Genomic DNA, 19182 nt, shown 5'->3' on the forward strand with positions numbered 1-19182 from the left:
TTTATCGAAAAATACGAAATGAAGATTTAATTTTTGTAGTGTTAAGTTAGCCTAATATCAAAATTTATTGCTTAACTTATGAACAAAATTACTGTTGCTTTAATTAGCGGGTATCAACAATACATTTCCCCTAGAAAAGGTTTTTCTTGTGCTTATAGAATATTGTATGGTGATGAGTCTTGTTCTCATTACATTAAACGTATGTTTATAGAACAAGATTTTTATGGAGCTATTGCAGCAGCACGTCAAAGGTTTAAAGCTTGCAAAGAAGCTAATCAAATTTTGAAGTTACAAGCAGTTAATAATTGTCAAAATGAAGAAGATTTGAAAGATAAAGAAAATTTGGTAAAAAATAAACCGCCTAAATTGAAATTAAAAGATAGTGATAAGAGAAAATCAAATTGTAGGAAGACTATAGAAAATATTGATTGTTGCCCGTATGAAATCTTGGAATGTGATGATTGTGTTCCTGAATTAGAATGTGGTAGTTGTGGCTTAGATTGTAGTCCAGATTGTGGTAGTTGTGGTGGATAATTATCAAGTAAAGCCCCTAAGTCTATAGGGGCTATTTTTTTGTCGATGCACGATTGCCTACAGATACAGAATATTACAAGTTGGCACTTCATTACATTTACTCTAGTTTTATATCATGTTCGGATAATCAGTTATAATAAACATTCTTAACTTGCTCTAATTTACTCTTTCTCTCCCGACTCCTGTACGGGCGATTCGCGAATCGCTCCTACGACTCCTGACTTTTCTTCTCTCCTGACTCCTGACTCCTGGCTCCTGACTCCTCCCTACGTTATTTATAAGTATTCAACCGAACATGATATTACGCCAATAAGTAGGTTAAGTAGGTGATAAACATCACCAGAATTATTTATCTACTTCACTATTTCTCGGCAGTTAGCCTCACTCTATCAATACTTGCAGTCTCACTCTTTCCTGACTGAAAAATCACCACAATTTTACTCACAAGTCACCACCATCAGCAGAAAAAAGGTTGATGATTAAAACATAGAGTTAATTAGCAGTTAAGGAGTGCCGATACAATAAGTCTCTGATTTTTTAATGTATGTGTTTGTGTGTGTTTTTACATTGTAGTCCCTATAAACTTAGGGGCTATTTTTTTGAGTGATTGAGGTTGCATTGCATTATTATACTAAACTAAAATCCTTTATGGAAACTACCAACACTCACTCATTTCCTAGTCAATTTTTCTTTTCTACTCACTCTCAACTAATAGTCTTTTCATACAAATTGAGTACATTATGAGTAGACACCTTCAATTAATCATTCCTCACACCCCTAGAGTCTTGATGCACCATAGACTCTACGCTTTTTCTGTTCATGGTGTAAATCCTGTTATTTGCGGATTATCCAGTCAATGTGCAAGAAAATGCACGTCCGCCTATAACAAAAACGATTTTGTGATAACTTTTGCACATTATTGCACTTCACAAGAATTTAAGAGATGATAAAAATATAGAAATTTAGCAATTACAAGGAGTACCTCAAAAAAAATATTAATAAGCTTCTGATTGAATTTATGTATGTGTTTGTGTGTGTTTAGTTGTCTTACCCCTAAAGAGTTAGGGGTTATTTTTTTTGTGTGGGCATAGTTATAAAACATTACACTATTTTTCTTGCTTACACCACACAATCAAGAAAAAAAAATGTGCAACATAGATTTACTGCTTATAAAAAGTAATGCTACACTTGGAAAGTGTCAAAATAAGCCTCAAAATGGCAAAAATGATTAAAGGCTTATATCACATCAATAAATAGTATTTAAAAATATGAATTTCAAGTATAGCAAAGTTTTTGAGAATTGGTATTAGGCAGAAACTGGGTTGATCAACTAAAATTTGCAATATTAACCATTAAATTAGAGTAATAAACCCGGTTTCTTAGTTAAGATGTGTAAGTTCTATAGAATTAATCTACAAAGACATGATATAAGTATCTTTAACCAAATAAATATTTATATAGAAAAATGGAAAATATTACTCCCACACAAATAACTCCTAAATTGCTAGTTGTCGCTACCGGTAATCCTGGAAAACTTCAAGAAATGCAGGAATATCTAGCTGATTTGAATTTAGAATTACAATTAAAACCCAAAGATTTAGAAATTGAGGAAACAGGAGAAACTTTTCTAGCTAATGCTCGCCTCAAAGCAACTGAAGTCGCAAAAGTTACTGGGAAATGGGCGATCGCTGATGATTCAGGATTAGCAGTGGATGCTTTGGATGGCAGACCAGGAATTTATTCTGCTCGTTATGCTCCTACTGTCCCAGAACAAATAGAGCGAGTATTGACAGAGTTGGGGGATAATTCTAATCGTCAAGCACAGTTTGTTTGCGCTTTAGTTATTGCGAGACCTGATGGTACAGTTGCCTTAGAAACAGAGGGAATTTCCCGTGGAGAAATTCTATATAGTTCCCGTGGAAATGGTGGGTTTGGTTACGATCCAATTTTTTATGTTCCTTCCGAAGAAAAGACTTTTGCTGAAATGTCTGGGGAAATGAAGCGATCGCTCTCCCATCGTGGTGAAGCTTTTAAAATATTATTGCCTCAGATGAAAGAGATGTTCACTTAGTTTTGTATATTAAACATCTCCAAAATAAAATGGATCAGGCAATTCAGAAGAAGGTAGCACTAATAATAGTTAGAGCGATCGCTATCAAAAGATTATGCTTAGGTTTCTATAGAAAAAAATAAATTAGGTTAAAATGATTAACTCGTCATCATATAAATTTCTAATACTAATATTAGGAGAAAATAATTTATGGCCATGAACAAACCAAGTTGGCTAAAATCAGAAACATGGACAAAGTTTATTGCTAAATACGGAAATTCTCCTCAATGCAAGTGGGAAGGTTGTAATAAACTGGCAGATACAGTCGATCATATTGTTGCCAGACGTAATGGTGGTTCTGATGAAATAGAAAACTTACAACCACTTTGTAGAGAACATAACAGTAAAAAAGGAATTAAACCTGATGAATATTGGTCAAAACAATTCTTTTTCGATCATCCTATCGATCATCCTAGAATAAATCTTGAGAAATTAAGAACTGCTCAAAGACGTGAAGGGTGGGATAGGGTTATAGATTATAAAGACTGGTTTTTACGCCCTTGGAATCAAATTAATCGCATTATTTACGGTAATTTTTGGATTGTTGGTGCTGGTAAAACTCTAGCTCCTGTGGTACAAGCTTGTGCGTTAAATTATCTGATACAAAGAGATTTAGGTAAATCACATCCTCGGATTAATAGAATTTTGATTTTAACTAAAGAACTTGCTATTAGAGATCAAATAGCCAACTCTTTTAGTGGAGAAGGAGAAGGAGCAAATGACTTAGTAAAATATGGCATTTCATCGGATGCTCCAAGAGTGGGAATATTATCTGAAGGTTCGCAACTTATAGATTTTCCCAGTTTAGAACGTTGTGATATTTGGGTAGCTTGTATTCAACAATTCTTTGAAACTAATAACAATCCCAGGAAAAATTTATCGGAAATTTTAGCTCAATTTCCTTTTATAGCTATTGATGAACCTCATCATGCTTTAAATCAAGTTCTTAATATTGTTCAAAAAGCTGTAGATTCCTTGGTTTTTGGTTATACAGGAACGCCTATTGAAGCAGATGGACAAGCTCTTTCTCAGTTCACGTCACTTTCTGTTTATGATTATGATGATGCCAATGAAAATGATCGTTCAATGAAATATGTAAGTGATAAAGATGGAGAATATAAATATTTTATTGAGGAAGTTGGTATTACTAAAGCAGAATTAATCAATGATGATGGTTTTCTCGAAACTGATGATGCTACACAAGAGGGATATGATAAAAACTTAAGACCACAACTTTCTGTTGTACAAGCAGTCCTTACTTATATGGAATCATGTGATAAGATTGAGCAAAAAACATCATTAATTAGTGAGATTGCTCCCCATCGTCCTGAAGGTTCTAAAGCTGAGTTATGGTATCCAGTACATTCAATGATAGTTGTAGATAGTGTACAAATAGGTCGAAAAATCTGTGAAAAAATAAATCAAATTTTTGAAAGTAATCGAAGAAAATTTCCAAAAGATAAAGGATATAGTGCTGAAATTATTCACTCTAATCTTGCTGAAGCACTTGAAGATAAAAATTTAAAGAGAGACGAAAAAAATTATATCAAAGGTAAAAAGATGTCTCCAAAGCATCCTTGGATGTTGTATCAACAAATGGGAATAATTGATGAAAACTGTAGTCGTGTTCTTGTTGTCATCGGAATGGCAAGAGAAGGAGTAAGTAACCGTTATTGTGGTTGTATTGGATATGCTTGTAAAAGTGAATCTTTAATTGAGCTTGTACAAAGAGCTATTGGTCGCCAAATTCGGAGCTACGATCAAAAAGAACAACTGAAAAAGCAATTTAAGCCTGGAGAAACCGATCTAGATTTAGAATGTATAACCCTTTTTACTCCACCTAAACGACTAGATAGCGTAAAAATTATTACCCATGAGACTTATGGTAATGTTAATGATATTCGTAGAGCAATTTCTTATATCTGTAATATGCGAGATCATTTAGAAGCAATACCAACAATAGAACAATTAATCGAAGGTGAAATTACTCCAGGTGTTGATATTCCAATACAGGGAATTTTAAAAACAAAAGAAAAAATAGAAATTGCTGGTGATATTGGAAAAACAAAACAAACTAATCCAAATCAACCAATTAATACGGGAAAATATCAAGATAATTGGGGCGATAATAATTCAGATAAACGTCAGAAAATTTCTGAATGGGTAGGGAAAGTAGTTGATAATCCAGAAGATGCAGAAAGAGAAATAAATTACACTGAAACACTACCAGAAATTCCTGTTGTTTGGGATGAAAAACTTGATTCTCAACCATCAAGAGAACAGCTTACACAATATATTAAAACTCACGAACCTGATTTGAGCAATCAGTTAGATAATCCTAGTTCCCAAATCGTTTTAGAAAGATTATACATAAGGTGGATTGAGAATTTCGATCTTGGTCATATTCCAAATATTTCTAAACTTAGTGATATTCGCAAATCAATTGCTTCTAAAGTTATCAGTTCTTTAGGCAAAAATTTAGATAACAGAAACAAGGTTTATGAGTTAGTAGGTAGTGCAATGAAGCAAGTCCTAGGAACAAATAAACCGTTAAAAGATGATAGTAGATATAATTGTCCTCAAGCACAAGCAATTTTAACCCGTAAAGATGTAACGCAAAAAATTATAGGATGGGTAAGACATCAACTAATTATTAAAGGATATTGTCCTAATTTAGCAGTAGCTTTTGAAATAGAAACAGAGGAAAATTAACTTAAATGTCTAAGTCTCAAAGAGATAAAGAAATAGAAATTGCTCAAGGTGCAGGTAAAGCAAAACGTGCTGCTGGTAAGGCAGTTCATGGATTAACACATACTGAAGTTTTGACAGATTTTTATAAACTTAAATCAGATGATGCTAGAGCAGCTTTTGCTAGGACTTGGTTAGCTAAATCTTCAGAAGCATTAAATGAAACTTGGAGTGTCATTTATGAACTTTTGAAACTTGTAGAAGAAGAAGAGCTGTATAAAAAAGAAAGCTCTTTAAATAACTCCAAAATTTACGATAATTTTCAAGAATATTTTGAAGATACACTCAAACGGCCTTTTGAAGAATGGGCTAGACTAGAAGCAAATTATAATTATGTTTCTAAATATTGTCCTGAATTATTTAGTAGTAATTATTCAGAAGTAAAAATGGCACAAGATGAGGTTGAAAAAAAAGAACAAGAAGTTATTTTGACAGCATCTGAGTATGAACGATTAAAAAATAAAGCAGATCAATACAACCCTATATTACATTGGGAACTTTTGCAAAAAGCAGTTGACAATCAATGGATATTATCTACCTCTGAAGTGAAAGAATTAATAGGTGTAAAACCTAGAGCTTCTTCTTTTGCTAGAGGTGCTTTTAAGTTTATTAAATGCGGCAAAATTGGTAATAAATCCGCTTGGAGTGTTGAAAAAGTGTAGTAATTCCTAGTTAGACTGAGGCAAAAGAACCCAACATAGTCCTAGTTTTTGTTGGGTTGCGCTGTCGCTTTTCCCATATCCCTGAAAAAAACTGATAACTGGAATGACTTCAATCTAACCTACTAAAAACTATAACGTCTTAGTTTTTGCATATACAATCCTATTTTAAATTATAGCAAATATTTACTCACAATGAACTTCTACTTAGGACTTGATTTTGGCACTTCGGGAGCGCGTGCTGTAGTTATTAACTCTAATCTTGAGGTAAAAGCACAAACACAGTATGTTTGGCAAAATGCTGAGGAAAATAAATTACCTCATGTTTGGCAAAATGCTTTATTTCATCTCCTGAACAATATTCCCCAGGAAACGCGAAAAGAGATTCGAGCGATCGCTATTGATGGTACTTCGGCAACCGTACTATTGTGCGATGGTGATGGTAAACCTGTGACTGAAGCTCTTCTTTACAACGATAGTAGAGGGGTAGCAATGATGAATAAGTTGAAAAGTATTGCTCCTTCTAATCATCCTGTTATTAGTGCGACTTCTAGTTTGGCAAAATTGTTATGGTTGGTTGAAAATATTTCTCTGTCAAATCAAACTTATTATTTTTTGCATCAAGCAGACTGGTTAGGGTTTTTGCTTCATGGAAAACTAGGGGTGAGTGACTATAACAATGTTTTGAAACTAGGTTATGATGTGGGTGAGTTATCTTACCCAGACTGGTTGACTAATTTTGTTAATTCTGAAGTTCGGAAAAATATTCAGTTACCAGAAGTAATTACACCAGGTGCGACAGTCGGAAATGTGACAACAGAAGTTGTTAATAATTTTGGTTTGTCTCCTGAATGTGTTGTTTGTGGTGGTACAACAGATAGCATTGCTGCTTTTATCGCCAGTGGTGCTAATACTCCGGGAGAAGCAGTCACTTCTTTGGGTTCGACTCTAGTGTTAAAACTTTTGAGTCGTACTAGAGTTGATGATGCTAAATATGGCATTTATAGTCATCGTCTCGGAGACTTGTGGTTAGTAGGTGGCGCTTCCAATACTGGAGGTGCTGTTTTGCGACATTTTTTTACTGATGCGGAGTTGGAAAATTTCAGTATGCAAATAGATCCCAATGCTGAAAGTGGGTTAGATTATTATCCTTTGTTGCAGAAGGGCGATCGCTTTCCTATTAATGACCCAGAATTACTACCAAGATTAGACCCTCAACCAGAAAATCCTGTGATGTTTCTTCATGGTTTACTTGAAAGTATCGCCAGAATTGAATTACGAGGTTATCAATTGTTGCAAGCATTAGGCGCAGCTACCCTCACAAAGGTCTATACTGCTGGAGGCGGTTCTAAAAATCCTACTTTTACAGAAATTCGGGGACGATATTTAGGAGTACCTACGATGAAAGCTGTTTATACAGATGCAGCTTATGGTAGTGCTATTTTGGCAAGTCGTTAGTAGACACAACTGAGTCTAATTGGGGTATAGCCGCACTACGCGCAAAATACGACATGACGTAAAGTTATGCAAAGAAACTCAAGATTTTGGCTTAGATTGGCGTAAAATTGATACCATTAGAATAGATAAAATTTAGTTCCAACTCGCCCTAATTAGACAAGGCCAGCAAAGCTCTACCAAATTTAAAAAAGGCTCACTATATATAGATTTTAGTTTTTATTGATAATAGGACTGATATAGAATCCGAGTAATTAGTTATCGTATGATTGAGGAGTCAGGTAGGGGAGCCGTCGGATTCGCGATGTACAGGAGTCAGGAGTTAGGAAGGATTTGATTGTGGGAATTATGTAGGGATATTCTTAGGAAGGTCTGTATTGAGTAGAAGTAGCAAGTGCGGTAACTGTATAACCGGATTTCATATTACGCAGCAACTCTATCGGTAGGGTGCGTTGCAGGGCACATTACACCATAGCTAGCGTATAATGCCCGAATTTTGCGTAAGTCTTGTGATAAATCAAATAAGCCTGCAACAAAGACTCGAAAAATTGCTAAAAGGGAACTAATCGCAGCTAAAACCCCCTGTGGAAGCTTTTTCATACAAGAATTTCAGGATAGTTGGTACTAAAACGCAGTTTCTCTAGGAATAGGTGAAAGAGAATCAAAAATTTTGAATATTTTGGAAAAAAATCATGAAAATTCTAAAATCTATCGCAACAGCGACTGGATTGAGTACAGCAGTTGTAATTGCTTCTGTACCTTTAATATCAGTCGAATTAAAATCGGCATTAGCCGAACCTGCTAAAACTTATCAAATTCAAGGTTATGTAGGAAAAACTTTAGATGCTGACTCTAATCGAGGTGGTGCAAATGGCACAAATGTTCAGCTATGGACATTTACAAATGCTGGTAATCAACGTTGGCAACTATATGGTGATGGAACAATCCGAACAGTCGCATATCGAGGGATGTGCTTAGATGCTGATAGTAATAAACTTAATCAAAACGGTGCTAATGTCCAACTATGGGAATGTCATGGAGGAGAAAATCAAAAGTGGAGAATTAGTGGGCGTATGATACTCAATCAAGCTTTTCCTGGTAAGTGCTTAGATGCTGATTCAAATCGAGATGGTGCAGATGGCACAAATGTTCAAATGTGGGATTGTCATAATGGTGCTAATCAACACTGGAATTTAAGATTAAAATAAAGTCTCCTGAAAACCATCAAGATACCGTAATCGCCCCTTCATTCACTGGAGGGGTTTATTATTCATCCCGTATCAACTTTTGTCTTGAGAACACCACTTCTCATACCGTTTCACAGAATTCAGAAGTTATACCAATTACCAAAAGTAATGCTATACTTCAGTTTGACTTCAGAAGTCAAATATTTAGCAAAATTCAAAGTCTGTTTTTGACAATTATTAATCGGTTAGTATTAGTTTTTCCTACTTTTAACCTCTCCCCCACCTCCCCCACTTCCCCCACTTCCCCACCCAATCATATATAGCATTCTTTTTGAGAAATGGTATTAGACATTAGATTTGATCGACTAAAAACTTTGACAATACAATAATTTCAGGCAATTATTTGACATTTAAAGTTTTAAACTATTTGTGACATCCTTAAAGTGAATTGGTATCACTAATAGATTAACTAGATAAAGATTCAGTAAAGATGTTGATTTGTTATTGTTTTTTTTAGCCAGATGGGTGACGCAAAAATTATCTGAATCAGAGAGTTATTTTATGAGTCACTTTAGGAGATAATAATAAGTATCGGGTTGAGGTTCATTTTATGAACAATGTTGTACTTGGCCTAAACAACAAACTTGTTGCTAAGGTCGCTAAATTAAGTGGAATGAGTTCTGTTGAAGCCGCAGAATCATTAGCAGCACTAGAAAGATTTACCACTGCAGATTTCCGTAAAATAAGACGAGCAGATAAAGAAGGAAAAAACGAAAAAAACGTTAAAAATCTTAATAACTTTATGCACAAAATGCCCCCTTATGATGGTAATATTTATCGGGGTATGTCTTTTAGTGAAAGATCGATAAAATCTTTTATTCAACAATTAAAACCCCACAGAGATTATACTTTAGATTCGGTTACCAGTTTTACTTCCGATCCAAAAGTTGCTGAGACTTATTCTGGTCATTGTTACCCAGTAGTAATTCGGGTAAAACATAACCATTCAGGAGTTCCTATCAGTGATTTCTCAGCAATGTATACTGAAAGAGAAGTATTAGTTCCTAAAGGTACTAAATATGAGGTAACTCATGTACCCAAGGAAGTTAAATTAGGGGAAGTAAATTATATCGATCTGGAAGAAATTTCCATCGAAGGAGATGATTTTGATCGTAATTAATTAACTTAAAAATAAGAAGTATAAACTATACCAATTTTAAAATAGTACAAAAGGTAATAGGAAATAGGAAATAGGAGAAAATCTACCCTGACTTTTGATTTTTGCCGATTTCCTATTTCTTATGTGGTAAGTATTTCCTGCGGAATGCTGCGCCAACAGCCGTCAGCTATAAGCTATTAGCTCTTGATTTTAATGCCTGATAAAAGATTTGGTGAATGCTTATGACTGTTTAGGCAAAATTATATTCTACTATAAGTGATAAATTATATAGTCATGCTAAATGATTTGTGAAAAAAACTGTAGGCGTTTTGTCTCCAATTATTGAACTGGCAAGAAAATAGTCATTATTTCTCCTTTAGTTGGTCGATGTCGAACTACTAATTTTCCTCCTATTGCTTGAAACAAATTTTTAGTCACTTTTAAATTCAAACTCAGATTACCTGTTTCTGGTTGAAACATTAATAAATGACCAATAGATTTAAAAGGTGTTTTTGTGGAACTGGTGAAAGGTGAGTGACTTTTTCCACATACATCAGAATCAGATTTAAGCTGTAATTTTAGTTGATTTCCAGCTAACATTACCTCCACCTGCATAAGACTACCAGGAGGTAAATTTCGGGAAAAATTTTCAATCAAATTTCCTAATACTTGGTCAAGCATAGTCGGATCGCTTACAACAGTTGGCATTTTTGGAGGTAAAATAACTTTCAAAGTATGATTTCTTTTATTTGCCTTTTGTTGCCAACGAGGTATACTCTTTTGAAAGACTTCAGCTAGAGGAATAGTTGTTAATTGTAGGTATGGATGTTGTTGCTTGAAGGTTTGCTGAGTTTCTAATTCTACTGCTCTAAAAATTAGATTAAAGCGTTCTATTTGAGAAGTACATTCAGCATCAATCATTTGTAAACGCTTTTTCATTACTTCCTGATTTAGATTAGGACGTTTTAATAAAAGGCGAGTTAAAGTCTGAATTGTTGCTAAAGGAGTTTTGACTTCGTGGGCGATCGCTTGTAACAATTCCACATCAGGAGATTTGAGATTTTCAATAGTAGATTTTAGTGATATAGTAGTTTCTTGATTTTCTGTATTTTTGCCAGGATTCTTAACTTCTAATGCTTCATTTTTACCATCTACATTTGGTAAATTATCCAATAACAAACGACTAAATTCCATGACTATTTTGTAGTCAGGTGCAAGAGGTGGAAACTGCTCAAACAGACGATCTAAAATAGCTAATCGCTGAGAATATTGGGAAATAAATTTTTGCTGCTTATCAATATTTATAGTCGGAAAATATGTTGGCAATACTATTCGTTGGCGTAAGATAATCCATGCTTTTTTGACTGTCTCTGGGTCAAAAGAAAATAGAAAAGCTGGTGTATTATCTGATTTTTTTCCTAAGACCATAATCAAACTAAATTCAGCAGTTAAAACTAAACAAAACTGCTCATTTGTTATTGGGTCTTTAGTCGATAAAGGTAATATTGGTATAGCAGAAGGTAAGTAATTAATACTATCTGCTGCTGGTAATAGAGGTAAGGTTTGCCATTTCAATATCGATAACCAATCTAAACTTTCTGGTATTTCACTGGTAAATATTGATGTAGAAAAACTGCTATTTAAAGCAGGATTTGTTAAGACAGGAGTAGGACTAGATAATACTAATCCACGATATAATTTTAGATGAGAAACTAAGGAGTTAGAAGTTGGGGATTTTGAGCTGGTTTGAGATTCCCAATTTCTGAGCAAAGGAGTAGTTTTTTTAATTTCTTTTTCTTTGTCAATTTTCGTCATCTCTCGATCTTTTAAATCTTGAGAATCTGAGATTTTTACTGACTTTTCTAGCAGTTGATTAATGGTAGCAATAGCACTATACCATTCCTTTTGAGCTTTTAAATATAAATCTCGATTTCTGTCAGTTATGGAAGGAGGAGGATTTTCCCTAGCTATTTCTATTTTTGTTGCAGACAAATCACTATTTGACCTCTCTAGGGCAAAAATGTCACTTAAAGTTGGTAATACATAGTTGTCCATTTTTTTGACTAAAATAAATGAATAAATAATTTTAATTTATTAACTAATAAATTCAGACTTCTACAGAGAATTTAATATTCTCTAATTGGTTATCTGTAGACCTTACTTAATACTTAGGGTATCTGTATTGAGTCATTACTTATGTTGGTAGAACCGAACTAAATAACCGCAATCTCCGCTTATTATGACAAAAGTCAATAATTTGATTGTTGACTTGAAAGATGTCACAAATATTTTGAAATCTCATGGGGTGACAAACAGAGCAAAACTATATGTAGAATAAAAGGTTTAATTTTTATTAAGGTTGATTTTTATGTCAATTTCAATGATGGCCATAAGTTACATTTTATGCTAAAAAAAGTCGGTCTACTTTAATGATGAGACCGACAAAATGTAATTTTTATCACTATATGAGTCATATTTTAAACAATCTTTGACCAATACTCAAATCCAAACTTTATCAATTTTATATCAATTCCATAGTCAAGAAAGGAGCGTGGGATTCGATTCATTGCCACAATTTTTAGCTAGATCGCCGATTCATCTCACGCCATAATCTGTGATTTGGCGTGAGATGAATCGGCGGTTAATTAAGTAGGCTCGATGCCTGCTTAATTAACAATATTACTCTGGAGTTTTCTGATTTTCAATGTACTTTTTCAAAGTAGAAATTGTCACTCCGCCGCAAGAAGCAATAAAATAAGAACCATTCCAGAGAACATCTTTCCAATAAATAGTATTAATTTGTTCTGCAAATTCTTTTCTTAACCGTCGGCTTGTAACTGTTTTAATGTTATTAACTAGCTTGCTTAACATAACGTTTGGATGATATTGAAACAAAATATTAACATGGTCTTCTTCCCCATTAAACTCTATTAACTTACATTCCCATTTAACTAATAACTCTTCCAAAATTTCATTTAACCTTACCAGCATTGAGGCTGTAAAAACATTTTTTCTATACTTGGTTGTTAAGATTAAATGGGCCTTTAAATCTGATACTGACCGCCCACTTGACACAAAATCTAATTGCATAATAGTTGTCATTTTTTAAAATTGGTGCCATAATAAAAGCATACACCAAGTCAAAGCAGATATGCGAACCGCCTACCAGTACAAGCTCAGGCTCAATAAAGAACAAGTCGCAGTAATAGAATTGTGGCTGGATTTATTGCGTCGGCAGTACAACTATCGGTTGGGTGAGCGGTTCTCATGGTGGGAAGAAAACCGCTGTCCGGTTAATGCTTGCCCGTTAATAATGCCAATTCCTCAACTTAGAGATAATCCAGACTATTATTCTCAAAAAAAGGATTTGGTAAATACCAAAGATAAATTTCCTGAGTACAAGTTAATTCATTCTCAAGTATTGCAAGATTGTATTAAACGGGTAAAGCTTGCCTTCGATAGATGGTTTAAAGCAGATAAAAATGGGCAGAGATTAGGAAAACCAAGGTTTAAGGGAAAAGGTCGTTATCATAGTTTTACTTATCCTCAAATCAAGCAAGATTGCATTGAAGGAAATAAAATTAATTTACCCAAAATAGGTAAAGTAAAGTTAATTCAACATCGACCGTTGCCAGAAGGTTTTCAAATTAAAACCGTCACTATTAGCCGTAAAGCAGATGGCTATTATGCAACCTTGTCGTTGGAGGATAAATCAGTTCCAGCTTTAACTTGTGATATTGAACCAATCCTAGAAAATACGCTAGGTATCGACATGGGGCTGAAAGACTTCTTGGTAACAAGTGATGGAGAATCGGTTCCAATTCCTCAATATTATCGCTCATCTCAGAAGCGGTTAAAGACTCTACAAAAACGTTTATCCCGTAAGAAAAAAGGCAGCAAAAGATGGTTAAAAGCTCTTATAGCTGTGGCAAAGCAACACAAAAAAGCGGATGCGACCCCGCGACGACGAGAGTCGCAAGGGAACGCGCACCAAGCAGTTGCCGACAAGCGCAAAGATTTTCATTTCAAAACAGCTAATGAATTATTATCAAAAGCGGATGTTATTGCCCACGAAAACTTAAATATTAAAGGGCTGGCGAAAACTAAATTGAGCAAGTCGATTAACGATGCTGGATGGGGACAATTCTTAACTATTTTAACTGTCAAAGCTGAGAATGCTGGGCAAAAAACTATAGCTGTGAACCCCAAAAACACTAGCCAAGACTGCTCGAATTGTGGTGAAAAAGTCCCTAAAGAATTATCTATCAGAACTCATTCTTGCCCACATTGCGGTATCGTCATAGACCGTGACTTGAATGCCGCAATAAACATAAAAAATAGGGCGGCAGGGCATTCCGTCCTTAAAGCTCGTGGAGCCCGACGCAATGGCGGGGCTGTGAAGCGAGAAGCCCACACTATAGCGTCAGCTTAGTGTGGGAGTATGTCACGGATGGAGATAACCCAATCGATAGAAAATAGCGTAACCATTTCTTAGAGAAGGGTTATGACTTGTTCGTAAATAATCTGGATCTTCCATTAGGCGATGGTAGCTGTGATAGTTCTTTAAAACGTTGATATCATCCAGGATAATGATGTTAGCTCCGTAAACCTGCTCGAGTTCAATCAAACCAGTGAACTCAGAACCATCGATCAACACCACATCAAACCTATCTATTTTGTGTTCCTCCTGAATAGTGTGAATGATGTGTGTAGGAATACCACTGGTTTCAATGTAGCTCCGATCCTCCTGTAGCCATCGCATTAAGGTATCAAGGGAAACTTCCTGCATGACTTGGGCATGGCTCTTGTAGAAGGCCATTACTTCTGCCGGGGAAGGAAATTGCTCTGCTGTAACAGTAGAAGCATGGTAGCAATGAACTTGAGAATACTCTTCGTAACGCTTGGCTAGCTCGGCAAATAGGGTATCAACTGCTTCAATGCAAAAAAGATGAGGCTGATGAGGATTTTTTAACATACCTGTAACGAAAGCTTCAGTGCTACCCTGGCCTGTGAAAGAGCCAATTTCCAAAAGAGTCGATACAGTCTCACTACTAGCGATCCGTTGGATAGCGTAGTAAAGCTCGTCGTACTTGATATCAGCAATGGTTTGCCCTTCCACTCGGACTAGGAAGTTCTTTAAAAGGAATGTTAGGACACATTGCTCTTTCCCCTATTTTAGCCACAATTATTACTGATGCAGTTCAAATTTTGCCAACAGAAACTACTGATTCGGAGATATTTTTTACCATTATTGCCATCCTCAGTATCACTTCTGCTATCAAGGGAATTATTTACTTTACAGTTGGGAAATTAAGATTAGCGGAGTTTACGAGCTTTGTTCCTCAACCGATAATGGCCGGGTTTATCACAGGAATGGGACTTTTGTTTATTCGATCGTCAATTAAGATAGCAACAAATATAAACTTAAATTGGTCAGAGCTTCCCTTATTTTTTCAGCCACAGATTTTACTCAAATTATTATCTACAGTCTTCTTTGGATTCACACTTTGGTTAGTTTTAAAGTTTTTTCAGCACTTTCTCACAATTCCTCTGTTTATTTTAGGAGGAATGGGATTATTTTATTTAAGTTTAACTTTAACAAATATTTCTATTTCCGAAGCTTTTCAAGAGGGGTGGTTACTTGGCCCATTTCCTGAAAGCAACTTGGCACAATCATTAGACTGGTCAGGCTTAAAAAAAATCCATTGGTCGTTGGTTTTTCAAAAAATTCCTGACATCATTGCTTTTATGCTAATTGATGTTTTTGCTTTCGCAATCTCTCTTGGTGGTGTCGAAAAAATTAGCAAGCAAGATATTAATATAAATCATGAATTAAAAATAATTGGTATTGCCAGCATTTTGAATAGTTTTTTTGGCGGAACTATTTTAAGTCCTTCAGCTTATACTTTCGCCACACAAAAAATGAGATTTAAAACTCGTTTTATTAGCTTCTTTTTTATTGTACCTAGGATAATTTTTATCTTTGTAAATATATCTTTTTTGGCTTTTTTCCCAAAAATAATTATTGCTGGAATTTTTGCCTATTTAGGAATTTATCTTCTCTTTGATAACTTGTATGAAGAATGGTTTATAGTTTCTAAATTAGAATATTTAATGATGTTAGTAATTGGCTTATCAATTGCTAATGGAAACTTAATTATAGGAGTTGTAATTGGCTTGATTAGCTCAAGTCTTGTTTTTGCTATTCAAGCAAGTCTGATTACACCTATTTATCAATCTAGCATTTTGAATATTGACAACAATAATAAGACTGGTAAAGCTTATATTTTAAAATTGGAAGGGCTAATATTTTTTGGGAATATGAATAAGTTATTCAAGCAATTAAATAAATGCCTCAACGAAAATTCACCTGAAACTTCAAAATGCCTAATTTTGGATTTTAACCGAGTTAGGTTTTTAGATTCATCACTGATTGAAAAATTAGCTAATTTTCAAAGAACGGCTCAAAAGAAAAATGCTTATTTATTATTTACTGATTTAAGCCTAAAACACGAACAACAATTTTATCGAGGCGATATTCTTGAAAAAAATGAGTCTTTGAACTTAGTTTTTCCCGATATTGATCGCGGTTTAGAATGGTTTCAAGAAAATCTTGTAGAAAAGAGATAACGAGGTGACAAGCTAGTACCGCTACGCGGAAGTCAGAATTCTGAATTCTGAATTCAGAAGTTTTGATTGGTAAGGCTTTGAGTATTTTGTTACTGGTCACTTATTTCCGTCATCCTGCACTAGCTGAAAGCTATTATCCTAATTATTCCTTACTGTGCAACGCTGAGACTGACTAATAGACATCTCCAAAAATCAAAAATTAAATCAATTATCGAGCAAAAAATCTCAATTTTTTCCCCCTACTCCCTACTCCCTCTTTTCTGGAGATGTCTAATTATATACTCGATGCATGACTTCCGTGAAATGGTATAACATATACAATCTTTTTTTAACTTATCAAAACTTCTAATGCCCGTATTACTAACTGAAACAAAAAATCTATTATCTGACCTACTCAGTGATTATAGCTCTCAAGTAGATTATCTGGCCATTCGCCTAGAAGAATCCCAAGGAACAGATATTCTCTTGCGAGGCCACAAAATAGAAACCCTGAGTGAAGGTATTTCCATTGGCGGTCAAGTCCGAGCTTGCTATAAAGGAGCTTGGGGTTTTGCCAGTTTTAATCAAATATCTACCTTAAAAGACAGAATAGAAGAAGCGATCGCTGCCGCTAAACTTATTGGGAAAGAAGAAACTATTCTAGCTCCTATACCAATAGTTCAAGCAACTCATGTAGTTTCTCTCACAGGTAAAGACCCTCGTCAAATATCTTTAGCCAATAAAAAAGAACTCTGCGAACATTATGGCCAAGTTCTGCGGAGTGTCGATCCTCGAATTACTACTGTATCTGTGCGTTATGGGGATAGTACCCAAAAAGTAATTCTAGCTACTTCCGAAGGAACCATGCTAGAACAATCTTGGACAGATATGGAAATGCGCTTTGCTGCTACTGCCAGGAACGGGGAAACCGTACAAACTGGTAGGGAAACTACTGGTTCTCGCAAAGCTTATGAAGATTTAACTAATTTGGACAATCAAGTCCGTAGTGCTGCGGAAAGAGCTGTTAATTCTCTAGCTTTACCGATCGTTCAAGGTAATACTTATACTGTAGTTATTGACCCTATTCTTACAGGTCTATTTGTCCACGAAGCTTTTGGTCATCTTTCAGAAGCAGATATGGCATACGAAAATCCCGATCTATTAGAAGTTATGACAATTGGTCGGAGATTTGGTCCTGAGAATTTACAAATATTTGATGGTGCGATGGTGCCACCTACACTCAATGGAGAAGAGGGAGAAGTACATCGAGGTAGTTATATTTATGATGATGAAGGTACTTTAGCAACTACTACTCAGTTGATTAAAGATGGGATTTTGGTCGGACGTTTGCATTCGCGGGAGACTGCTGGAAAATTGGGAGAGACACCTACGGGTAATGCACGTTGTCTTGATTATCATTATCCACCTCTAGTGAGAATGACTAATACTTGGATAGCACCAGGAAATACTCCTGTTTCAGATTTATTTGCTGATATTAAGGAGGGAGTTTATGCTCGTAACTGGTTTGGTGGAATGACTAATGGGGAAATGTTTACTTTTAGTGCTGGGGAAGCTTGGATGATTAGAAATGGTGAGTTAGCGGAACCGGTACGGGATGTGACTCTTTCTGGAAATGTGTTTAATACTTTGGCAGATATTGAAGCGATCGCCGATGATTTTTATTGGGATGAGTCTGGCGGTTGTGGTAAAGGCGGGCAAAATGGTTTACCTGTTGGTTGTGGCGGACCAAGTTTGCGTATTAGGAATGTTGTTGTTGGTGGGAATGCTTCTGAAGTCTGAAGTTAGAAATCAGAAGTCAGAAGTTATATCATTTCCAGCTTCTTGGGGTTTTGGAGACCAAACCCCTAATCAAGTTAGAGTTTTTACATTGCACGAGGTACTTATAACTGATAACTTAATAACTGATAACTGATAACTGATAACTAAAATGTCTACACCTCAACTGAGACGAGAAATTGGTGTGTTCGGTGCTACCCTGATGGGTTTAGGTTCAATTGTCGGTACTGGAGTATTTGTCAGTATTGGTATTGCTGCCAGTATATCAGGCCCATCTGTAATTCTTGCAGTGGCAATAGGTGCCCTTGTTGCCATTTGTAACGGCTTTAACAGCGCCCAGTTAGCCGCAAATCATCCTGTTAGTGGTGGTACTTATGAATATGGTTACGTGCGACTCGTTGGCCACTAAACTAGGAAACTAGGTATAAATGGCCGTTCCAAGTCAATACATGAGGACAACCTCGACTTGTGAATAACTCTTATATCCTTCGAGGTGAAATTCCTCCACCCTGTTGTTGGGTAGAAAGCATAGCCCACGGAGTAGAGACTGAACATCAATCTCCGAAGCTGGTTTAAAAGCGGGAAAATACCAGTTACCGAGGAACGATACCGCGAGCAAAGGCTGACAAGTGGACGAACAGGAAGGTAATTAAACTCTCGTTAATTCAAGCCACTTCAAAGGTAGCTATGGAGTGTAGGACGGAAGTCAGGGGGTCTATGGATAAACTTATGTTGCTGAGATTATCAACAACCATACCGAACCCTCCGGGAGATTTTACCCTACTAAATCAGCCGTAAAAAGGAATAAGGGAACGGGGAAACCTCCCTAAGACACCTAAGAATATAGGTCGATAACTTAGGAAGCCATTCAAGGTCAATCTGCACTATGGTTGCAGGTCTTAGGGAGAGTAGGATTGGGTAAAA

Annotated in this window: 15 protein-coding genes and 1 pseudogene; 12 read left to right on the forward strand and 4 right to left on the reverse strand. The window is 35.6% G+C overall.

All coding sequences use genetic code 11. The annotated features are described in order from the left end of the window. Nucleotides 1-78: 78 nt before the first annotated feature. From yidD to ACP6PL_RS07790, 5 genes are all read left to right on the forward strand, one after another. On the forward strand, nt 79-534 hold the full coding sequence (gene yidD / locus ACP6PL_RS07770) for a membrane protein insertion efficiency factor YidD (RefSeq protein WP_426544241.1): 456 nt from the start codon (nt 79-81) through the stop codon (nt 532-534). Between the two features lie 1465 nt (nt 535-1999). Next, nucleotides 2000-2605 (forward strand): RdgB/HAM1 family non-canonical purine NTP pyrophosphatase, encoded by a 606-nt coding sequence (gene rdgB / locus ACP6PL_RS07775; protein WP_426544243.1) that lies wholly within the window; start codon nt 2000-2002, stop codon nt 2603-2605. Nucleotides 2606-2794: 189 nt separating this feature from the next. Then, a complete protein-coding gene (locus tag ACP6PL_RS07780; RefSeq protein WP_426544245.1) occupies nt 2795-5356 on the forward strand; it encodes a DEAD/DEAH box helicase family protein in 2562 nt (853 codons plus the stop codon). A 5-nt stretch (nt 5357-5361) separates the two neighbouring features. Next, nucleotides 5362-6054, forward strand: a complete 693-nt coding sequence (locus ACP6PL_RS07785; protein WP_426544247.1) for a hypothetical protein — start codon at nt 5362-5364, stop codon at nt 6052-6054. A 192-nt stretch (nt 6055-6246) separates the two neighbouring features. Then, on the forward strand, nt 6247-7509 hold the full coding sequence (locus ACP6PL_RS07790) for an FGGY-family carbohydrate kinase (RefSeq protein WP_426544249.1): 1263 nt from the start codon (nt 6247-6249) through the stop codon (nt 7507-7509). Nucleotides 7510-7929: 420 nt separating this feature from the next. Here the strand turns inward: ACP6PL_RS07790 and ACP6PL_RS07795 are convergent, their stop codons facing one another. After that, nucleotides 7930-8106 carry a hypothetical protein gene (locus tag ACP6PL_RS07795; protein WP_426544251.1) on the reverse strand — a complete coding sequence of 59 codons (177 nt, stop codon included), beginning with the start codon at nt 8104-8106 and terminating at the stop codon, nt 7930-7932. A gap of 92 nt (nt 8107-8198) precedes the next feature. Here ACP6PL_RS07795 and ACP6PL_RS07800 point away from each other — a divergent pair, with 92 nt between their 5' ends. Together ACP6PL_RS07800 and ACP6PL_RS07805 are read left to right on the forward strand one after the other, a co-directional pair. Next, nucleotides 8199-8714: an RICIN domain-containing protein gene (locus ACP6PL_RS07800; protein WP_426544253.1), complete on the forward strand. Its 516-nt coding sequence runs from the start codon at nt 8199-8201 to the stop codon at nt 8712-8714. A 589-nt stretch (nt 8715-9303) separates the two neighbouring features. After that, nucleotides 9304-9873, forward strand: coding sequence for an ADP-ribosyltransferase (locus ACP6PL_RS07805; protein WP_426544255.1), 570 nt, complete (start codon nt 9304-9306; stop codon nt 9871-9873). 318 nt (nt 9874-10191) lie between these two features. Here the strand turns inward: ACP6PL_RS07805 and ACP6PL_RS07810 are convergent, their stop codons facing one another. Both ACP6PL_RS07810 and tnpA read right to left on the reverse strand, forming a co-directional pair. Continuing rightward, on the reverse strand, nt 10192-11907 hold the full coding sequence (locus tag ACP6PL_RS07810) for a sensor histidine kinase (protein ID WP_426544257.1): 1716 nt from the start codon (nt 11905-11907) through the stop codon (nt 10192-10194). A 624-nt stretch (nt 11908-12531) separates the two neighbouring features. After that, nucleotides 12532-12942 carry an IS200/IS605 family transposase gene (gene tnpA, locus ACP6PL_RS07815; RefSeq protein WP_426544304.1) on the reverse strand — a complete coding sequence of 137 codons (411 nt, stop codon included), beginning with the start codon at nt 12940-12942 and terminating at the stop codon, nt 12532-12534. 61 nt (nt 12943-13003) lie between these two features. Here tnpA and ACP6PL_RS07820 point away from each other — a divergent pair, with 61 nt between their 5' ends. Further along, complete coding sequence (locus tag ACP6PL_RS07820; RefSeq protein ID WP_426544259.1) at nt 13004-14284, forward strand: RNA-guided endonuclease InsQ/TnpB family protein; 1281 nt, start codon at nt 13004-13006, stop codon at nt 14282-14284. A 12-nt stretch (nt 14285-14296) separates the two neighbouring features. Here ACP6PL_RS07820 and ACP6PL_RS07825 read toward each other — a convergent pair whose 3' ends face one another. After that, complete coding sequence (locus tag ACP6PL_RS07825) at nt 14297-14971, reverse strand: hypothetical protein (protein WP_426544261.1); 675 nt, start codon at nt 14969-14971, stop codon at nt 14297-14299. 14 nt (nt 14972-14985) lie between these two features. On the opposite strand from ACP6PL_RS07825, the pseudogene ACP6PL_RS07830 reads away from it, so the two are divergent. From ACP6PL_RS07830 to ACP6PL_RS07845, 4 genes and pseudogenes are all read left to right on the forward strand, one after another. Next, nucleotides 14986-15966: pseudogene (locus tag ACP6PL_RS07830) on the forward strand (SulP family inorganic anion transporter); the annotation flags it as partial. 3 nt (nt 15967-15969) lie between these two features. Further along, a complete protein-coding gene (locus tag ACP6PL_RS07835; protein ID WP_426544306.1) occupies nt 15970-16482 on the forward strand; it encodes an STAS domain-containing protein in 513 nt (170 codons plus the stop codon). 348 nt (nt 16483-16830) lie between these two features. Next, nucleotides 16831-18261 (forward strand): TldD/PmbA family protein, encoded by a 1431-nt coding sequence (locus tag ACP6PL_RS07840; RefSeq protein ID WP_426544263.1) that lies wholly within the window; start codon nt 16831-16833, stop codon nt 18259-18261. Between the two features lie 148 nt (nt 18262-18409). After that, the gene (locus ACP6PL_RS07845; RefSeq protein ID WP_426544265.1) at nt 18410-18667 is read left to right on the forward strand and encodes an amino acid permease; all 258 of its coding nucleotides are present in this window, start codon (nt 18410-18412) and stop codon (nt 18665-18667) included. Nucleotides 18668-19182 lie beyond the last annotated feature (515 nt).

It is taken from the genome of Dapis purpurea BLCC-M126 (assembly GCF_050015975.1).
In the GTDB taxonomy this organism is placed as follows: Bacteria; Cyanobacteriota; Cyanobacteriia; order Cyanobacteriales; family Microcoleaceae; genus Trichodesmium.